This window comes from Pseudomonas sp. B707, assembly GCF_022496685.1.
In the GTDB taxonomy this organism is placed as follows: domain Bacteria; phylum Pseudomonadota; class Gammaproteobacteria; order Pseudomonadales; family Pseudomonadaceae; genus Aquipseudomonas; species Aquipseudomonas paraglycinae.
Window position 1 is genome coordinate 301,076 of sequence record NZ_WTVE01000033.1, and the last position, 16,480, is coordinate 317,555.

A 16,480-nucleotide genomic window follows, 5' to 3' on the forward strand; every position below is an offset into this window, starting at 1 on the left:
CCACTCCAAACCTTCATTTCGAACCGGGAGTTCAACGCTTGCGCTTCTCACTCGATCAACTGCAGATGTTCGTCCAAGTGGTCAAAAGCGGATCGTTTTCCGCCGCCGGGCGCAAACTGGGCAAGACCCAATCGACCATCAGCGCAGCGATTGCCAACCTGGAAACCGACCTTGGCGTCGACCTGTTCGATCGCAGCAACCGCAGCCCTGCCCTCACCGCCAGCGGCCACAAATTACTGGTGCAGGCCGAAGCCGTGCTCGAACGCTGCATGACCTTCGAAGCCCACGCCGACTGCCTCTCTGACAACGTAGAGCCCAGCCTGACACTGGCCATTGAAACTCCGTACGGCCCGATCATGCCGGTGCTCAAAGCTTTCGAAGCAGCGTTCCCCTTTGTCGACCTGATCATTCGTCATCCGGTCCATGGCGACGTCAGTGAACTGGTCAGCAGCGGCGAAGCGGTGCTCGGTGTGGCGTTCTCACAGCCCGGCTACCCCAAGGAGCTGGCGTTCCAGCAACTGGGCAAACTGATCATGCTGCACGTCTGCCATCCCCGGCACCCATTGGCGCAACTTGAAAACGTCACGTTCGAGGACCTGCACGTCCATCGCCGCCTGGCCTTCAGCGCCCACGCGAGCAAACTGCCGAGCAGCGAATACCTGCGTTCGACCCAGTTGTGGCAGGCGGAAAGCTATCTGGCGTTATTGGAAATGGTCCGCGCCGGACTCGGCTGGGCCACCCTGCCCCGCCAGCTCATTCAGCGTGAACTGGCCAAGGGTGAGCTGGTGGAATTGCTGCTCTCGGCGTACCCGCATACGGACTGGCAGATTGGTGTGGATTTGCTTTGGGCGCGGCAGCGGCCGCTGGGTAAGGCGGAGCGGTGGTTGAAGGAGAAATTGCAGGGCAACAAGGTGTATGAACTGGATCGCAACGGGCAGACCACCACGCTTTGAGGTTTGCACATGACACCCAATACCTCGCCGATCGCGCCAGCATCAGTAACTGAAGTCATGCCCCAACTCACGCTGCATCCATTCCAGAAAACGCCTCACCCGGGGAAACCCCGCATGCGCCCTCGGGAAAACCAGGTGATGCGCGGTAATCGGGGCACTCAGCCCGGGAATGACTTCGACCAACTCGCCGCGCGCCAGGTAGTCCTGCGCCAGCAGCGTGCTTTCCAGTGCAAAACCAAGACCGTGGCTGGCGGCCTCGAGGGTCATGTAGGAGCGGTCAAAGCTCAAGGTATAGGGGCTTTCAGGGCGCGACAGCCCGTGTTGAGCAAACAGTTGCGGCCACTTGATCAGCGTCGCTTCCGACAGGATCAGGTTGCAGTCCAGCAAGTCGGCGACGGCGCGGATGGGGCGTTTTTCCAGAAGCTTGGGTGATGCGAGGACTGCGATTTTTTCGTTGCGCAACGTGCGCACTTCGAAACTTGGCCAGTTCGGCATGCCGTGGCGGATGTCCACGTCGATCTTGTCCCGACTGAAGTGCAGCGATTCATAGGAGCATGAGAGATTGAGCTGAATGTCGGGATGGCTCTCGCGAAACTGTTCCAGGCGCGGCATCAGCCACAACAGGCCGAAGCTGGGTGACGAATGCAATCGCAGGCAGTCGAGGCTGACATCACTGGTCGCACGCTCTGTTGCCACCGCCAGGCTGTGCAGGATGCCGGATATCTCGGACAGGTATTGCTCGCCCACGGGCGTCAACGTCACTCCCCTCGCCGTTCTGAGGAATAGCTGTCGCCCGATCATCGCCTCGAGTTTGGCCAGTTGGTGACTGACTGCCGAGGGCGTCAGGTCCAGCACTTCGGCCGCACGCGCGACGTTGCCAAAGCGCGCAGTTTGCTCAAAGGCCTGAATGGCTTTCAGCGGTGGCAGGATCGGCGGTGCTTCGCCAGATGAACTCATGATGATGGTTATTCCGCTGCAAGTGGCTGAGGCCGGGCGTTCGGCTATTCAAACACCGCAATCGCATGTTGGCGAGTGCTGAATTTTTTTCAGCATCCAGTGAAGTTTGCGTTATTGCTCAGGGTCGTTACGGGAGACAAGCTGAGTCATCGGTTCTGCACGGACCGACTCAATAACAACAATCAGAGGATTTCTCCCATGCTTCTTCAAGGCAAAGTCGCGATCATCACAGGTGCTGCCTCCGCACGTGGTATCGGCCGCGCGACAGCTACGACCTTCGCTCAACATGGCGCCCGGGTGGTGATTCTGGATCTGGACGCATCCGCTGCCCGCGATGCCGCTGCCTCTTTGGGCGAGGGTCATCTCGGCCTGGCTGCCAACGTCGCCGACGAGTCTCAGGTGCAGCAGGCTGTCGCCACCATCATCGAACACTTCGGCCGGATCGACATACTGGTCAACAATGCCGGCATCACCCAACCCCTCAAGACCCTCGATATCCGCCCCTGTGATTACGACAAGGTGCTGGACGTCAGCCTGCGCGGTACGTTGCTGATGTCCCAGGCGGTGATTCCGCTCATGCGCCAGCAAGCCAGCGGCAGCATCGTGTGCATGTCTTCGGTTTCCGCGCAGCGCGGCGGCGGCATTTTTGGCGGGCCTCATTACAGCGCCGCCAAGGCCGGTGTGCTGGGCCTGGCCAGGGCCATGGCGCGTGAGCTGGGGCCGGACAACGTGCGCGTCAACTCCATCGCCCCCGGCCTGATTCACACCGACATTACGGGCGGCCTGATGCAGGACGAACGCCGCCACGCGATCATCGACGGCATTCCGCTGGGGCGTCTGGGCGAGGCGCAGGATGTGGCCAATGCAGCGCTGTTCCTGGCCAGCGACTTGTCCTCCTATCTGACTGGCATCACCCTGGATGTGAACGGCGGCATGCTGATTCACTGACACACGTGGCGGGCCTCGCGGCCCGTGCGGTTCTGGATCGATGATACGGCCGGGCAGACTTGCCCGGCTGTCAATAAAAACAAGAGATCAGACCATCATGACTACCCTGTCGCTCGAAGCCGTTTCGGCGGTGCGTTCCAACGCCTACCGTAAAACCGCATGGCGCCTGATGCCGTTCCTGATGCTGTGCTACCTGTGCGCCTACCTCGATCGCGTCAACGTCGGCTTTGCCAAACTGCAAATGATGAACGATCTGGCGCTCAGCGAAACAGTCTACGGACTGGGCGCCGGCATGTTCTTCATCGGCTACTTTCTCTGCGAAGTGCCCAGCAACATCATCCTGCACAAGGTCGGCGCGCGAGTCTGGATTGCGCGCATCATGATCACCTGGGGCATCGTCTCCGCCCTCTTCGCCTTCGTCGAAACCGCCTGGCAGTTCTACGCCCTGCGCTTTCTGCTGGGCATTGCCGAAGCCGGCCTGGCGCCGGGTCTGCTGCTGTACCTCACCTACTGGTTTCCGTCCTACCGGCGTGCGCGCATGACGGTGTTGTGGTTCATCGCCATCCCGTTGTCGGGCATGGTCGGCGGTCCGCTCTCCGGGTGGATCATGAACCACTTCGCCGGTATGCACGGCTGGGCCGGCTGGCAATGGATGTTTGTGCTGGAGGCTGTGCCTACGGTGGTTGTCGGACTGTTGGTGCTCAGCTACCTCAAGGATGGCGTGCATCAGGCCAGTTGGCTCAACGACGACGAAAAAGCCCTGATCGCTCGTGAGCTGGCGGAGGACGACCAGCAGAAAGTGACGCATGCGTCCGTGGGCGAATTCATTCGTGACCGTCGCCTCTGGCTGCTCGCGGGGATCTATTTCTGTGTGGTGATGGGGCAGTACGCAATCACCTTCTGGCTGCCGACCCTTGTGCGTAATGCCGGGGTCTCCGATCCGATGAAGATCGGCTTGCTGACCAGCCTGCCGTACCTCTGTGCCATCGCCGCCATGTTGCTGGTCGGACGCAGTGGCGACAAACATCGCGAACGCCGCTGGCACCTGATCGTGCCGATGATCGCCGGGGCCATCGGCCTGACCCTCGCGGCGCTGATGGGAGGCAATGTGATGCTGTCCATTCTCAGTCTGTGCCTGGCGGCTTCCGGCATCCTGTCAGCGACCTCGCTGTTCTGGATGCTCCCGACCACGCTGCTCGGCGGTGTCTCCGCTGCGGCAGGCATCGCCGCCGTCAACAGCTTCGCCAACCTTGCCGGCTTCTGCTCGCCCTACTTGATTGGCTGGATAACCACACTCACTGGCTCCAGCGCTATCGGCATGTATCTGATCACCGGCGTATTGCTGGTCGGCGCCTCGCTGGTCCTGCGCATTCCCGCCGCTCTGGTCAATCGTTGATTTACAGGAGAATTCACCATGACTGCCAACCTTTCATTCACAACACCCCAGACGCTGGCCGAGCGCGCCCACAACATTCGCCGCCATGCCTTGCGCATGGGCCAGGTGCAAGGCCAGGGCTACGTCGGCCAGGCCCTCGGTGCCGCCGACCTGCTCGCGGTCGCCTACTTCCATGCGCTGAGCTATCGCCCCGAAGACCCGGCGTGGGAGCCGCGTGATCGTTTCTATCTGTCGATCGGTCACTACGCGATTGCGCTGTACGCGGCGCTGATCGAAGCCGAGATCATTCCGCTCGATGAGCTTGAAACCTACGGCTCGGATGACAGCCGATTGCCGATGTCGGGCATGGCCGCCTACACGCCAGGCATGGAAATCACCGGTGGTTCGCTGGGTCAGGGGCTGGGCATCGCCGTCGGGGCCTGCCTGGGTCTCAAGTGCAAGGGCTCGACATCGTTCGTCTACAACCTGCTGTCGGACGGCGAGCTGAACGAAGGTTCGACCTGGGAAGCCGTGATGTCGGCCTCGCACTGGAAGCTCGACAACCTGATCGCCATCGTCGACGTCAACAATCAGCAAGCGGACGGCCATTCCAGCGAGATCCTGTCGTTCGAACCCATCGTGGATCGCTGGCAAGCGTTTGGCTGGTTCACCCAGCGCGTCGACGGCAATGATCTGGACGCACTGGTCGAAGCCTTCGATGCCGCCCGCCACCACCCCGGCGCTCAGCCACGGGTGATCATCTGCGACACCACCATGGGCAAAGGTGTGCCCTTCCTCGAAAACCGCGAAAAGACCCATTTCATTCGCGTCGACGAACACGAATGGGATCTGGCACTGACCACGCTTGAAGAAGGAAAAAACCAATGAGCAACGCCGCCAACACGCCGACCTCGACTGGCGAACCGATCAAGAAGCGCCTGACCACCTCGGCGATGATTGCCTCGATTGCCTCTGAAGGCCAAGCCACCCGCTCAGCACCTTTTGGCCATGCATTGACTGCACTGGCGGATCAGCGTCCGGACATCGTCGGCCTCTCCGCTGACCTGTCCAAATACACCGACCTGCATATTTTCGCCAAGGCCCACCCTGATCGTTTCTATCAGATGGGCATGGCCGAACAGTTGCTCATGAGTGCGGCCGCAGGCATGGCCCGCGAAGGGTTCGTACCGTTCGCCACCACGTATGCGGTGTTCGCCTCGCGCCGCGCCTATGACTTCATCTGCATGGCCATTGCCGAGGAAAACCTCAACGTCAAAATCGTTTGCGGATTACCCGGCCTCACCACCGGCTACGGCCCCAGCCACCAGGCCACCGATGACCTGGCGATCTTCCGGGCGATGCCCAACCTGATGATCGTCGACCCTTGTGACGCACTGGAAATCGAACAGGCCGTGCCCGCCATCGCCGCGCATCAGGGGCCGGTCTACATGCGGCTGCTGCGCGGCAACGTGCCGCTGGTGCTGGATGAGTACGGGTATCAATTCGAGATCGGCAAGGCCAAGACCCTGCGCACCGGCAACGATGTCCTGATCATCTCGACCGGATTGATGACCATGCGCGCATTGGAGGCCGCCAAGGCGCTGCAGACTGATGGCGTCGATGTCGCCGTGCTACATGTGCCGACGATCAAACCGCTGGATGAACAGACCATTCTCGCCGAGGCCCGCAAGTCTGGCCGGCTGGTGGTTACCGCAGAAAACAGCTCGATTATTGGCGGGCTGGGTGAAGCGGTTGCCGGGGTACTGCTGCGCAACGGCGTGACGCCGACGTTCAGGCAGATCGCGTTGCCCGACGCGTTCCTCGACGCCGGCGCACTGCCGACACTGCATGATCGCTACGGCATTTCCACCGAGGCCGTCTGCGCGCAAATCAAGTCCTGGCTTTGACTGCTGCTGATCGGGGCGCTTACGGATGAGGGCCCCGATCAGATGGATTCTCCTGGCCGATTCGCCTGGCATCCCGTCGAACTGCCTGCGGCGGAACGCCAAACCCTCGCATGAATACTTCGCGCATGTGGCGACGGTCTCGAAACCCCGTTTCCTTCGCCACGCGATCCAGGCTGTGACGACTTCGCTCGATCATCACGCGAGCGGCCTCCAGACGCAGGCTTTCAACAGCCTTGGCCGGTGACTGGCCTGTCTCGGCAGTAAATACCCGGGTGAATTGTCTGGGACTCAAGTGCACGACGTCGGCAAGTTCCTCCACGCTGAGCGGGCGGTCCAGGTGCGTGCGCGCATACTCCAGCGCGCTTTGAATACGGTCCGACTTTGGAGCAAGCGCAAGCAGTTCCGAATGCTGGGACTGCCCACCCGAACGCCGTTGATGCATGACCAGTTTGTGCGCCACCGACCTGGCCATGTCCGTGCCCAGATCCTTTTCCACCATGCCCAACGCCATGTCCAGCGCGGCAATCAGGTCATCATCGCGGGCCGTCGCCAAGCCCTGCTGGATGAGATTGCTCGGGCCAATCCGGGAATCGACACCGTCCAGCTGGACATCAATGACCCGCAGCAAATCAAGGCCGCGGCCCAGGAAGTCATAGAGGAGGACATCTGATGGCGATGGACGACGAGCGCGCTGAGGACCCAATCAGCAGCAACGCGTCGTGCATTGCCGTCCGCCGTAACGGGCTTTTTGCCGCTCCTCGAAAAATTCTTTGTAGGTCATTACCGGCTCGCCTGGATGACTGGCGGTTCGGAGTGCCACATAGTTATCGTAATCAGGCATGCCCACCATCAAGCGTGCCATCTGGCGTACCCAATTGTTGAAGAGATTCAGCTTGAACTTCATTTGCGCGTTTCCTTCTGGACTGGCGTTGCAGATGTGCCGTCCCATTCTGCAAGGCATTTGTATCTGGCATGTGTCTGAGTGCCAGATCGACACCCCTCTATTCTCGTTCGTGGGTAACGTCCACCAAGGGAATGGGCTCAATCGCCCAAGCGCGAACATGACGACGTTCGGGGCTGGGAACTGCGCACGCCATACGCCCCGTAAACGTGCGCGCGAGACGTTCTTCATCGATTCGCCAGCCGCGCTGCTCCAGTGCCAGCACGCCTCTGCGAAAGGCAATCTGCAGTGCATCGGATTTCAATGAAACCTCCTGCTGAAACGAGTCCGGCACGCGCTCGGGCCGCACGTTTTTCAGCACCGCGTGATCTTGTTCGAAAATACGAATATTGCTGGCAATGAACCTGCGATCAAGCAGTCGGGAACGCAGGAATGTTCTGCCCATCATCCACCAGGTTCGCGTGCGATTGGCGTCAATCGGGACATGCGCCGAGACGATGTAGATCCGCCATCCATTGGGTAATTCAAGCTCCAGCGTCGTGCACGGACCAGACAAATGAAACCCCGGCACAGTGACCACACTGACAAACTCGGTGGATGATTTTCGCCGTAACATCCCTTTGCGCGCAGGCCTGCGCATGAGCATCTGTGCGCTGCCGCTCCACGCATCGCTTTCGACTTCAAACGATTCAATTTCGGGATGATCCGGATCGCCAAAAGTTGAGCCATGAACAAACGGTGCATGCGCAAAATCGAGGCCGTTTTCAATAATCCGGTCCCAACTGGCCTCCCAGTCAAAATGGCCTGATACCACCCGCACGGCAGGATCGTCGATCCAGTCGAGTGTGGGTAGCGGCGGACGCTCAGGCTCAGGCAGGTCCCCTAGAAATGCCCAGATCCAGCCGTAACGCTCCAGCGTCGGATAGGCGTCGACGCGGGCCTTGGCAGGAATTCGCAGGTCCGGCTGCGCAGGTATATGCGTGCAAACTCCATCCGCACCAAATCGCCAGCCGTGATAGGGGCATTGCACACTGTTGCCCACCCTTCTGCCGCCCGACAACGATCCGCCGCGATGCACGCAAACATCCGAAAGCACGTGAGCGACGCCAGCGTCATCACGGAACGCAACAAAAGGCTGTCCGAGCAAACGAACCGGCATCAGTCCGTCAGTCAACTGCGACGATGGAAGAACGACGTACCAGAGATTGGTGAGCATGAATGCGTGCGACCTGTCAGGTTGGAAAGATAAAACAGAGACAACGTCCGCCCCTGAGATACAGCAGATTATCCCTTGCCGACTTCAAGAACGGCATATTTCGACTGAGCCCTTTTGTTAGCTTATTCAAACCACAGGGCACCGCATGTACCGGTGCCCTGGCGCCGCTCTGCCCTCCCTTCCCCTGCTGTTAGCAGCCCCCATCAGTCCTTTAAGGAGCTAGTTGGATGACAACACAATCTTCGAATACCTACCCCGTGGATTCGCATACGTTTCAACAGTTTTATATCAATGGTGGCTGGTGTTCGCCGGCAACGCCTGGCAGTTTGCCCGTGATCAATCCGGCGACTGAGAGCGTAGTTGCAGAGGTCGCCAGCGGATCGGCCGAAGACGTTGATCGGGCCGTCGCTGCAGCGCGGGCGGCGTTTCCTCGCTGGTCTGCGACTTCCGCCGAAGCGCGCGCGGGTTTTCTTGGCAAGATTTACGACCTGATCCTTGAGCGAAAAGAGTCGCTTGCGCAGGCGCTTTCTCTGGAAATGGGTGCTGCCATCGGTTTTGCCCGAGCGATGCAAGTGCCCTTGGCGGCCGAACACGTTCGGATTGCCCGTGATCTGCTGTCCACCTATTGCTTCCAGACGGTTGAAGGCGGCACCGCGATTGAACGCGAACCCATCGGTGTCTGCGGTCTCATCACCCCCTGGAACTGGCCGCTTTATCAAATCACCGCCAAAGTGGCTCCAGCTATAGCCGCCGGATGCACTGTGGTGCTGAAGCCGAGCGAACTGTCACCGTTGAGCGCCCTTCTTTTCGCCCAACTGGTGCATGACGCCGGCCTGCCACCGGGTGTCTTCAATCTGGTCAATGGCACGGGCCCCGAGGTCGGCGGCGCCATGGCTGCGCACCCGGATATCGATATGATTTCGATCACCGGATCAAACCGCGCAGGTGCGCTGGTCGCACAGGCGGCCGCTCCTACAGTGAAACGCGTCACCCAGGAACTGGGCGGCAAGTCACCCAACGTGCTGCTGCCCGATGCCGACTTCGCCAACGTCGTGCCACTGGGCGTGATGACGGCGTTTCGCAACGTCGGGCAATCCTGCAGCGCCCCGACCAGAATGATCGTACCCAGGGACCGACTCGCGGAAGTCGAGGCGCTGGCCGCCGCAACCGCCAACGCGATCATCGTGGGAGATCCACAATCGGAAGAAACGGTACTCGGTCCGATAGCCAATGAGGCCCAGTTCAAGCGTGTGCAAGCCATGATCGAATCGGGCCTGAGTGAAGGGGCCAAACTCGTCTGCGGCGGACCAGGACGGATGCCTGGTCATGAAACGGGCTTCTATGCACGACCGACCGTCTTTTCCGAGGTTGATTCGAGCATGCGCATTGCCCAGGAGGAAATCTTCGGACCAGTGCTGTGCATCATTGCCTATGAAACGCTCGATGAGGCTGTCGCGATCGCCAACGACACGGTGTATGGACTGAGCGCTCACGTTCAATCCCGCGACCTTGATCATGCACGCGCCGTTGCCTCGCGCATCCGCGCAGGACAAGTGCTGCTCAACCACCCGGCCTGGAATCCCATGGCCCCGTTCGGTGGCTACAAACGGTCCGGCAATGGTCGTGAATTTGGTGTCTACGGCTTTGAGGAATATCTGGAAACCAAAGCCATTGTCGGCTTTGGTGGCTAGCACACAATGGGGGACAGTCAGCTGTCCCCTATTGGTTCGCACCTGATGGATGTAGGGAGCTTCAGTGCCGCAACAACTTGCGCAACGGCACGCCGTCCTTGAGCACCGGGGACTTGATAACGATGTAGCTGAAGTACTTGGAAATGCCGATGTTTTTATCCAGCAGGCTTTCAATCACTTCCTGATAGTGCTGAATACTGCGCGTCATGAAGCGCACCAGATAATCGTAGCCACCACTGATCAAATGGCACTCGAGCACCTCATCCACCAGCCGAATGTTCGACTCGAACTTGGCGAAGTCTTCGCGCTTGTGGTCACTCAGGGTGATTTCGGTGAAGACCGTTACCGATTCGGTGATCTTCGCCAGGTTCAGGTGGGCCTTGTAGCTGGAAATGTACCCGGCCGATTCCAGCCGTTTGACCCGTTGCAGGCAGGGGCTGGCCGACAATCCCACGGCATCGGCCAGACTCACATTGGTCATGCGCCCGTCCCTCTGCAACTCAACCAGGATACTGATGTCGATGCGGTCCAGTTTGACTAAACCTTCCATTGCGAACCTCTTGACTGCCATTTGTAGGACAATCTACTAGCAAAATCAGCGCCGTAAACAGTGCTGATGCTGTGCGACCAGATCAGCCATGCTGTTGATGCAATAATCCGCAGCACACGGGGTCGGCTGTTGGCCCCGTTCGCGCCCGATCAGGCACACATCGGTCAGCGCCTCGCCGCGCGCGGCCGGACGGGTCACCCGCAGAATGTGCTCCGGCTTCAGCTCGTTGGCATTCAACCAGTCCTCGTCCCGCAGCGGATCGTTGGCCAGCGAAATAAAGTCATCGGCCACAATCCCCAGATGCTCGCACAACACGGCGCGATCCTCGGCATCCCGGTCGCCCACCACCAACAGGCGATAAAACTTGCGCAAGTACAGCATCGCTCCCGGCGCGTCTTCGAACAATGACCAGTTGGCAGCAGAGCGCGCGAAACTCATGCCCTCCTCCCAGCTGGCTTTCAAGCTCCAGCGCTCGGCCAGCTGGCGATGGGCAAAACACAGCAATCCACTGAAGCCCAGTTCGGCAAAGCGCGGATAGAGCCCCTGCACCACCTCGCGAAATTCGCCCAGCACCTGTTCCTTGTCCGGGCGCCCGCCCCGGCTGTCGAGCAATGGCTGCAGCGCTGTCCAGACACCCGAATCACGGTCAACCAGGACTTCGTCGCAATCGATGAGCAGTGCTCGATAATCAGTCAGCCCCATGGTGTACACAGCCTCCGATGATGCGTTTCATCAATCCGTGCGCCAAAAAGGTTCAGCGACGCTGGCCAGCGACCGCGCCGCTGAACCCGGCGGACATCAGTTCAATACCCGTGCCAATGCTGCCTGCAGAATCTGCAACGCTTCATCGATCTGCGCTTCGGTCGTCACCAGTGGCGCGAGGAAGCGCAAGACGTTGCGATAGACGCCGCACTTGATCACCAGCAAGCCACCTTTGCGCGCTTCATCGATCACACGCTGGTTCAGATCAGCGTCCGGGGAGCGCGCTTCATCGTTCTTGATCAGCTCGATGGCCAGCATGAAACCGGTGCCGCGTACGTCACCGATTTGCGGGTGACGGCGCTGCAACTGCAGCAAACCTTCACGCAAGCGCTTGCCCAATGCATCGCCACGTTCGAGCAGTTTTTCTTCTGCATAAGCGTCGATCACTGCCAGGGCCGCTGCGCAGGACAGTGCATTGCCGCCGTAGGTGCCGCCGAGGCCTCCGGGCAGTGGCGAATCCATGATTTCAGATTTGCCGACCACGCCCGATAACGGCAGCCCTCCGGCCAGACTCTTGGCGACGGTGACCAGGTCAGGCTGGATGCCGGCGTGCTGGAAACCGAACCACTTGCCGGTGCGGCCGAATCCGGTCTGGATTTCATCGAGGATCAGCACGATGCCGTGCTTGTGGGTCAACTCGCGCAATGCCTGAAGGAACTGTGCCGGCGCCGCAAGGAAACCACCGTCGCCCTGCACCGGTTCAATGATGATCGCCGCAACCCGCTCCGGCGCAACCTGAGTGGCGAGCAACTCGTCCAGCGCCTTGAGGGCCATTTCGCTGGTAACGCCGCGATAGGCATTGGGATATGGGGTGTGAAACACCTCCGGCGCGAATGGCCCGAAGTTCTGTTTGTAGGGCTGGCTCATGCCGGTCAGCGTGGTGCCGAGCAAGGTGCGTCCATGAAAACCGCCGCGGAAGGAGATCACCGCAGAGCGGTTGGTGTGAGCGCGGGCGATTTTCACTGCGTTCTCCACGGCTTCGGCGCCGGAGGTGAAGAACGCCGCTTTGTAATGTTCCTCGCCACCTATCATTTCGCACAAGCGCTGGGCCAGATCCAGATACGGCTTGTAGGCCACAACCTGAAAGCAAGCGTGCGAAACTTTTTGCAATTGGGCCTGCACCGCTGCAACCACTTTTGGATGGTTATGACCAATGTTCAGCACGCCAATGCCGCCGACGAAGTCCAAGTAACGCTGGCCGTCCACGTCCCACAATTCAGCCCCTTGGGCGCGATCAATCACCAGTGGGTGAGCGGTGACCAGTCCGCGTGGCACAAACTGATCACGCTGACGGAGTAAATGAGGCGTTTGATCGACTTGGCTGTTCATGGCATTTCCCTTCGTGAGTCCGGCAGCCCGGAGTGAATGCAGGAGGTGGTTACACAGGGTCTTAAGATTAAGACTTGTGCGGAACGAACTACGCCGAACTTGGCCCCTGAGAAATCCGGATCGACTGTTTTCACCCTGCCAAACGGCAGATTCCTTCATGCCGCCGAATCTGCCGGCCGCGTGCGGATATGACGTGACGCGCAGTGTTCGCAGCGTTGCTTTCGACAGATCCTGCTCTGGCGTTGGGCGATGATGGGAGCACCTTCAACCTCCTCAGGAATTGACCATGGCCCTGCTCTACAAAGCTGACCCCGTGCGCGGCGAACGGTGGAAAGCACTGTTCGCCGAACATGCCCCGGATATCGAATGGCGCGCCTGGCCGGACATCGGCGATCCCGCAGACATCAAATACCTGGCGGCGTGGCAGGCGCCGGAGGATCTGCAGACGGTGCTGCCGAATCTGCAGGTGTTGTTTGCGTTGTCGGCCGGCGTCGATCAACTGGACCTGAGCCGTATCCCGCCAAGTCTTCCGGTGGTGCGCCTGCTCGATCCCGGGATCACCCAAGGCATGTGCGAGTACGCCAGTTTTGCCGTGCTCGCTTTGCACCGGGACATGTTGCGCTATCGCCAGCAGCAGATGGCGCGGTGTTGGCAGGCGCACCTGCTGCAGCCGGCGCATCAGCGTCGGGTGGGGGTGATGGGCCTCGGTACTCAGGCGCAGCAGATTCTCGCCACCTTGCAGCCCCTTGGCTTTGCCCTCAAGGGCTGGGCGCGCAGTGCGCATCGGATTGCCGGCGTCGAGTGCTTTGCCGGTCGCGAGCAACTGCCGGCGTTTCTGAGCCAATGCGACATTCTGATGTGCGTATTGCCGCTAACCGAGCAGACCCGTGGCATTCTCAATCGTGAGTTGTTTCGGCAATTACCGCGTGGCGCGGCCCTGATCAACATGGGGCGCGGTGGGCATCTGGTGGAAGAAGACTTGCTCCAGGCGCTGGACAGCGGGCAACTGAGCGGCGCGGTGCTGGATGTGGTGCAGAACGAACCGGCGCCGGCGGATCATCCCTTCTGGGGCCATCCGCAGATTCTGCTGACGCCGCATATCGCGGCGATGACCCAGCCGGAAAGCGCATTTGCTGTCCTGCTGGAAAACATCCGCCGCTTCGAGCGCGGCGAGTCCATGAGCGGTCAGATCGACCGCAGCAAAGGTTACTGATTCAGACCCTCTGCACGAGCGAGCAGGCTCACTCGTGCAGAGGATGACGATGCTTCAGAGGAACTCGGCGATGGCCCTGCCGACATCCTGGGTCGAGCCCTTCCCGCCCAGGTCCGGGGTGATCGGGCCCTCGGCGATCACCCGCTCGATCGCCTGCAGGATCCCGTCGTGTGCTGCGCGATAACGCTCGTCACCGTTGCCCAGGAAATCGAGCATCAGCGCCCCGGACCAAATCATCGCAATCGGGTTGGCGATGTTCTGCCCATAGATGTCCGGCGCCGAACCATGCACCGGCTCGAACAGCGACGGAAAACGTCGCTGCGGATCAAGGTTGGCCGACGGCGCAATGCCGATGGTTCCGGCACACGCCGGCCCGAGGTCGGAGAGGATGTCGCCGAACAGGTTCGACGCCACCACCACATCGAACCGATCCGGTTGCAGAACGAAGCGCGCGCACAAGATATCGATGTGCTGCTTGTCCCACGTCACCTGCGGGTACTGCGCAGCCATCAGCGCGGTGCGCTCGTCCCAATAAGGCATGCTGATCGAAATGCCGTTGGACTTGGTCGCTGCGGTCAGGCGCTTGCGTGGCCGGGTCTGGGCCAGGTCGAAGGCGAACTTGAGAATCCGGTCGACACCCCGGCGGGTGAACACCGATTCCTGCAGCACGAACTCATGCTCGGTGCCTTCGAACATCTTGCCGCCGACCGATGAATATTCACCTTCGGTGTTCTCGCGAATCACCACGAAATCGATGTCCCCCGGTTCGCGCCCGGCCAACGGGCATGGCACCCCGGGGAACAAGCGCACCGGGCGGATATTCACGTACTGGTCGAAGTCGCGACGGAATTTCAGCAGCGACCCCCACAGGGAAATATGGTCCGGCACTTTCTCCGGCCAGCCCACGGCGCCGAAGTAAATCGCGTCGAAGCCCTTGAGCTGTTCGAACCAGTCCTCGGGCATCATCTGCCCGTGTTCCAGGTAGTAATCGCAATGCGCCCAGTCGAGCACTTCAATGCTCAAGTCCAGCTGCCATTTTTTCGCGGCCTGCTCCAGCACCCGCAGCCCCTCGGGCAGCACTTCCTTGCCAATCCCGTCGCCGGCAATCGCGGCGATCTTGAAGACCTTGCTCATCAGTTGTGGCTCCCCGTTGTTGTGAAGTTACAAGCCGCCGATGTGGAAGGCTTTGACTTCAAGGTATTCGTCAAGACCGTATTTGCTGCCTTCACGGCCCAGCCCCGATTGCTTGATGCCGCCGAACGGCGCGACTTCCATGGAGATGATTCCGGTGTTGAGGCCAACCATGCCGAATTCCAGCGCTTCGCCGAAACGCCATGAGCGACGCAAATCTTGAGTGAAGTAATACGCGCCGAGGCCAAACGGCGTGGCGTTGGCCAGCGCCAAGGCTTCGGCTTCGTCGGTGAACCGCATCAGCGGCGCGACCGGTCCGAAGGTTTCTTCGTTGGCCAGGAGCATGCCGGCGTGGGCATCGCCAAGCACCGTCGGTTGCACAAATTGACTGTCACCCTCGGGAACGCCACCGCAAAGCAGCTGCGCGCCCTGGCTCAATGCATCATCGATGTGGCGGGCCACCTTGCTCACGGCCGCCTTGTTGATCAGCGGGCCAATGGTCACGTTGTCTTGCAGGCCATTGCCGACCTTGAGCTTGCCGACCTTCTCGACCAGACGCTGGGCAAAACGCGGGTAAATGCCGTTCTGTACCAGAATCCGGTTGGCGCAGACGCAGGTCTGCCCGGCGTTGCGAAACTTGCTCAGCATGATCCCGGTAATCGCCTGCTCAAGATCAGCGTCGTCAAACACAATGAACGGTGCGTTGCCGCCGAGCTCCAGGCTCAATCGCTTGATGTGCTCGGCACTCTGGCGCATCAGCAAACGGCCCACCGCCGTGGAACCGGTGAAGGAAATCTTGCGCACCGTCGGGTTGCCGGTCAGCTCTTCGCCAATCCCGGCGGGCATGCCGGTCAGCACATTGAACACCCCGGCCGGAATGCCGACGCGCTCAGCCAACACCGCCAACGCCAGCGCCGACAGCGGCGTCAGATCCGACGGCTTGACGATGATCGGGCACCCCGCCGCCAGGGCCGGTGCACACTTGCGGGTAATCATCGCGTTGGGGAAATTCCACGGTGTGATCGCCGCGCAGACACCCACCGGTTGCTTGAGGGTCAACAGTCGGCGGTCGCCGCTGGGGGCCGGCATGGTTTCGCCGTAAATCCGCCGCGCCTCTTCGGCAAACCATTTGACGAAACCCGCGCCGTAGCGGATTTCACCTTTGGCTTCGTTCAGCGGCTTGCCTTGTTCGCAGGTCATGATCAGCGCCAGATCGTCGAGGTTGTCGATCATCGCCTGATACCAACGCTCCAGCAGCGCCGCACGGTCGGCGGCCGGTCGTGCCCGCCAGGCGGGCCAGGCCCGTTCGGCGGCATCGATGGCGCGTCGGGTTTCCACGCCTTGCATGGCGGGCACGCGGCCGATCAATTCGCCGCTGGCCGGGTCGACGACATCCAGGGTCGCGAGGTCATCGGCGCCGATCCACTGGCCGTTCACATAAGCGAGTTCTGCGAGAAGACCGGGGTCTTTCAAACGATTCTTGAGCATGGTCGAGTCCTGATCCGAGACAGATTCCAGTCTAGGGAGACTCGACGGATGAGGATGCT

At 60.5% G+C, this 16,480-nt stretch carries 15 protein-coding genes and 1 pseudogene; 7 read left to right on the top strand and 9 right to left on the bottom strand.

Features of this window, described 5'->3' with window-relative positions; genetic code table 11:
* Positions 1-38 precede the first annotated feature (38 nt).
* Positions 39-953: a LysR family transcriptional regulator gene (locus GQX66_RS23605; protein WP_085745654.1), complete on the top strand. Its 915-nt coding sequence runs from the start codon at positions 39-41 to the stop codon at positions 951-953.
* A 42-nt stretch (positions 954-995) separates the two neighbouring features.
* On the opposite strand, the gene GQX66_RS23610 is transcribed toward GQX66_RS23605, so the two are convergent.
* Complete coding sequence (locus tag GQX66_RS23610) at positions 996-1,910, bottom strand: LysR substrate-binding domain-containing protein (RefSeq protein ID WP_127798179.1); 915 nt, start codon at positions 1,908-1,910, stop codon at positions 996-998.
* 198 nt (positions 1,911-2,108) lie between these two features.
* On the opposite strand from GQX66_RS23610, the gene GQX66_RS23615 reads away from it, so the two are divergent.
* From GQX66_RS23615 to GQX66_RS23630, 4 genes are all read left to right on the top strand, one after another.
* The gene (locus GQX66_RS23615) at positions 2,109-2,858 is read left to right on the top strand and encodes an SDR family NAD(P)-dependent oxidoreductase (RefSeq protein WP_240871803.1); all 750 of its coding nucleotides are present in this window, start codon (positions 2,109-2,111) and stop codon (positions 2,856-2,858) included.
* A gap of 97 nt (positions 2,859-2,955) precedes the next feature.
* A complete protein-coding gene (locus GQX66_RS23620; RefSeq protein ID WP_236188526.1) occupies positions 2,956-4,254 on the top strand; it encodes an MFS transporter in 1,299 nt (432 codons plus the stop codon).
* An 18-nt stretch (positions 4,255-4,272) separates the two neighbouring features.
* Positions 4,273-5,121, top strand: a complete 849-nt coding sequence (locus tag GQX66_RS23625) for a transketolase (RefSeq protein ID WP_240871804.1) — start codon at positions 4,273-4,275, stop codon at positions 5,119-5,121.
* Complete coding sequence (locus GQX66_RS23630) at positions 5,118-6,140, top strand: transketolase family protein (RefSeq protein WP_240871806.1); 1,023 nt, start codon at positions 5,118-5,120, stop codon at positions 6,138-6,140. Before GQX66_RS23625 ends, GQX66_RS23630 begins: the two co-directional genes overlap by 4 nt.
* 19 nt (positions 6,141-6,159) lie before the next feature.
* Here the strand turns inward: GQX66_RS23630 and GQX66_RS23635 are convergent.
* The 3 genes and pseudogenes from GQX66_RS23635 to GQX66_RS23645 form a co-directional block, all read right to left on the bottom strand.
* A pseudogene (locus tag GQX66_RS23635) lies at positions 6,160-6,765 on the bottom strand (helix-turn-helix domain-containing protein); the annotation flags it as partial.
* A 78-nt stretch (positions 6,766-6,843) separates the two neighbouring features.
* Positions 6,844-7,044 (bottom strand): YbdD/YjiX family protein, encoded by a 201-nt coding sequence (locus GQX66_RS23640; RefSeq protein ID WP_085745650.1) that lies wholly within the window; start codon positions 7,042-7,044, stop codon positions 6,844-6,846.
* A gap of 97 nt (positions 7,045-7,141) precedes the next feature.
* On the bottom strand, positions 7,142-8,257 hold the full coding sequence (locus GQX66_RS23645) for an aromatic ring-hydroxylating dioxygenase subunit alpha (RefSeq protein ID WP_240871811.1): 1,116 nt from the start codon (positions 8,255-8,257) through the stop codon (positions 7,142-7,144).
* 227 nt (positions 8,258-8,484) lie between these two features.
* Between GQX66_RS23645 and GQX66_RS23650 the strand changes: the two genes are divergently transcribed.
* Positions 8,485-9,948 carry an aldehyde dehydrogenase family protein gene (locus tag GQX66_RS23650; RefSeq protein WP_240871813.1) on the top strand — a complete coding sequence of 488 codons (1,464 nt, stop codon included), beginning with the start codon at positions 8,485-8,487 and terminating at the stop codon, positions 9,946-9,948.
* 61 nt (positions 9,949-10,009) lie between these two features.
* On the opposite strand, the gene GQX66_RS23655 is transcribed toward GQX66_RS23650, so the two are convergent.
* From GQX66_RS23655 to gabT, 3 genes are all read right to left on the bottom strand, one after another.
* Positions 10,010-10,498, bottom strand: a complete 489-nt coding sequence (locus GQX66_RS23655) for an Lrp/AsnC family transcriptional regulator (RefSeq protein ID WP_039768527.1) — start codon at positions 10,496-10,498, stop codon at positions 10,010-10,012.
* A 45-nt stretch (positions 10,499-10,543) separates the two neighbouring features.
* A complete protein-coding gene (locus GQX66_RS23660; protein ID WP_240871816.1) occupies positions 10,544-11,200 on the bottom strand; it encodes a 2-haloalkanoic acid dehalogenase in 657 nt (218 codons plus the stop codon).
* A 96-nt stretch (positions 11,201-11,296) separates the two neighbouring features.
* Complete coding sequence (gabT, locus tag GQX66_RS23665) at positions 11,297-12,589, bottom strand: 4-aminobutyrate--2-oxoglutarate transaminase (protein WP_240871817.1); 1,293 nt, start codon at positions 12,587-12,589, stop codon at positions 11,297-11,299.
* A 286-nt stretch (positions 12,590-12,875) separates the two neighbouring features.
* On the opposite strand from gabT, the gene GQX66_RS23670 reads away from it, so the two are divergent.
* Complete coding sequence (locus GQX66_RS23670) at positions 12,876-13,802, top strand: glyoxylate/hydroxypyruvate reductase A (protein ID WP_240871818.1); 927 nt, start codon at positions 12,876-12,878, stop codon at positions 13,800-13,802.
* 54 nt (positions 13,803-13,856) lie between these two features.
* Here the strand turns inward: GQX66_RS23670 and GQX66_RS23675 are convergent, their stop codons facing one another.
* Together GQX66_RS23675 and GQX66_RS23680 are read right to left on the bottom strand one after the other, a co-directional pair.
* Entirely contained in the window at positions 13,857-14,936 is a 1,080-nt protein-coding gene (locus GQX66_RS23675) for a tartrate dehydrogenase (RefSeq protein ID WP_085745644.1), read from the bottom strand.
* A gap of 27 nt (positions 14,937-14,963) precedes the next feature.
* A complete protein-coding gene (locus GQX66_RS23680; RefSeq protein WP_240871819.1) occupies positions 14,964-16,421 on the bottom strand; it encodes an NAD-dependent succinate-semialdehyde dehydrogenase in 1,458 nt (485 codons plus the stop codon).
* Positions 16,422-16,480 lie beyond the last annotated feature (59 nt).

Bases quoted from the DNA above. Each gene is read 5' to 3' on its own strand.
- GQX66_RS23610 (WP_127798179.1), bottom strand. From the start codon at position 1,910: ATGAGTTCATCTGGCGAAGCACCGCCGATCCTGCCACCGCTGAAAGCC.
- GQX66_RS23615 (WP_240871803.1), top strand. From the start codon at position 2,109: ATGCTTCTTCAAGGCAAAGTCGCGATCATCACAGGTGCTGCCTCCGCA.
- GQX66_RS23620 (WP_236188526.1), top strand. From the start codon at position 2,956: ATGACTACCCTGTCGCTCGAAGCCGTTTCGGCGGTGCGTTCCAACGCC.
- GQX66_RS23625 (WP_240871804.1), top strand. From the start codon at position 4,273: ATGACTGCCAACCTTTCATTCACAACACCCCAGACGCTGGCCGAGCGC.
- GQX66_RS23630 (WP_240871806.1), top strand. From the start codon at position 5,118: ATGAGCAACGCCGCCAACACGCCGACCTCGACTGGCGAACCGATCAAG.
- GQX66_RS23640 (WP_085745650.1), bottom strand. From the start codon at position 7,044: ATGAAGTTCAAGCTGAATCTCTTCAACAATTGGGTACGCCAGATGGCA.
- GQX66_RS23645 (WP_240871811.1), bottom strand. From the start codon at position 8,257: ATGCTCACCAATCTCTGGTACGTCGTTCTTCCATCGTCGCAGTTGACT.
- GQX66_RS23650 (WP_240871813.1), top strand. From the start codon at position 8,485: ATGACAACACAATCTTCGAATACCTACCCCGTGGATTCGCATACGTTT.
- GQX66_RS23655 (WP_039768527.1), bottom strand. From the start codon at position 10,498: ATGGAAGGTTTAGTCAAACTGGACCGCATCGACATCAGTATCCTGGTT.
- GQX66_RS23660 (WP_240871816.1), bottom strand. From the start codon at position 11,200: ATGGGGCTGACTGATTATCGAGCACTGCTCATCGATTGCGACGAAGTC.
- gabT (WP_240871817.1), bottom strand. From the start codon at position 12,589: ATGAACAGCCAAGTCGATCAAACGCCTCATTTACTCCGTCAGCGTGAT.
- GQX66_RS23670 (WP_240871818.1), top strand. From the start codon at position 12,876: ATGGCCCTGCTCTACAAAGCTGACCCCGTGCGCGGCGAACGGTGGAAA.
- GQX66_RS23675 (WP_085745644.1), bottom strand. From the start codon at position 14,936: ATGAGCAAGGTCTTCAAGATCGCCGCGATTGCCGGCGACGGGATTGGC.
- GQX66_RS23680 (WP_240871819.1), bottom strand. From the start codon at position 16,421: ATGCTCAAGAATCGTTTGAAAGACCCCGGTCTTCTCGCAGAACTCGCT.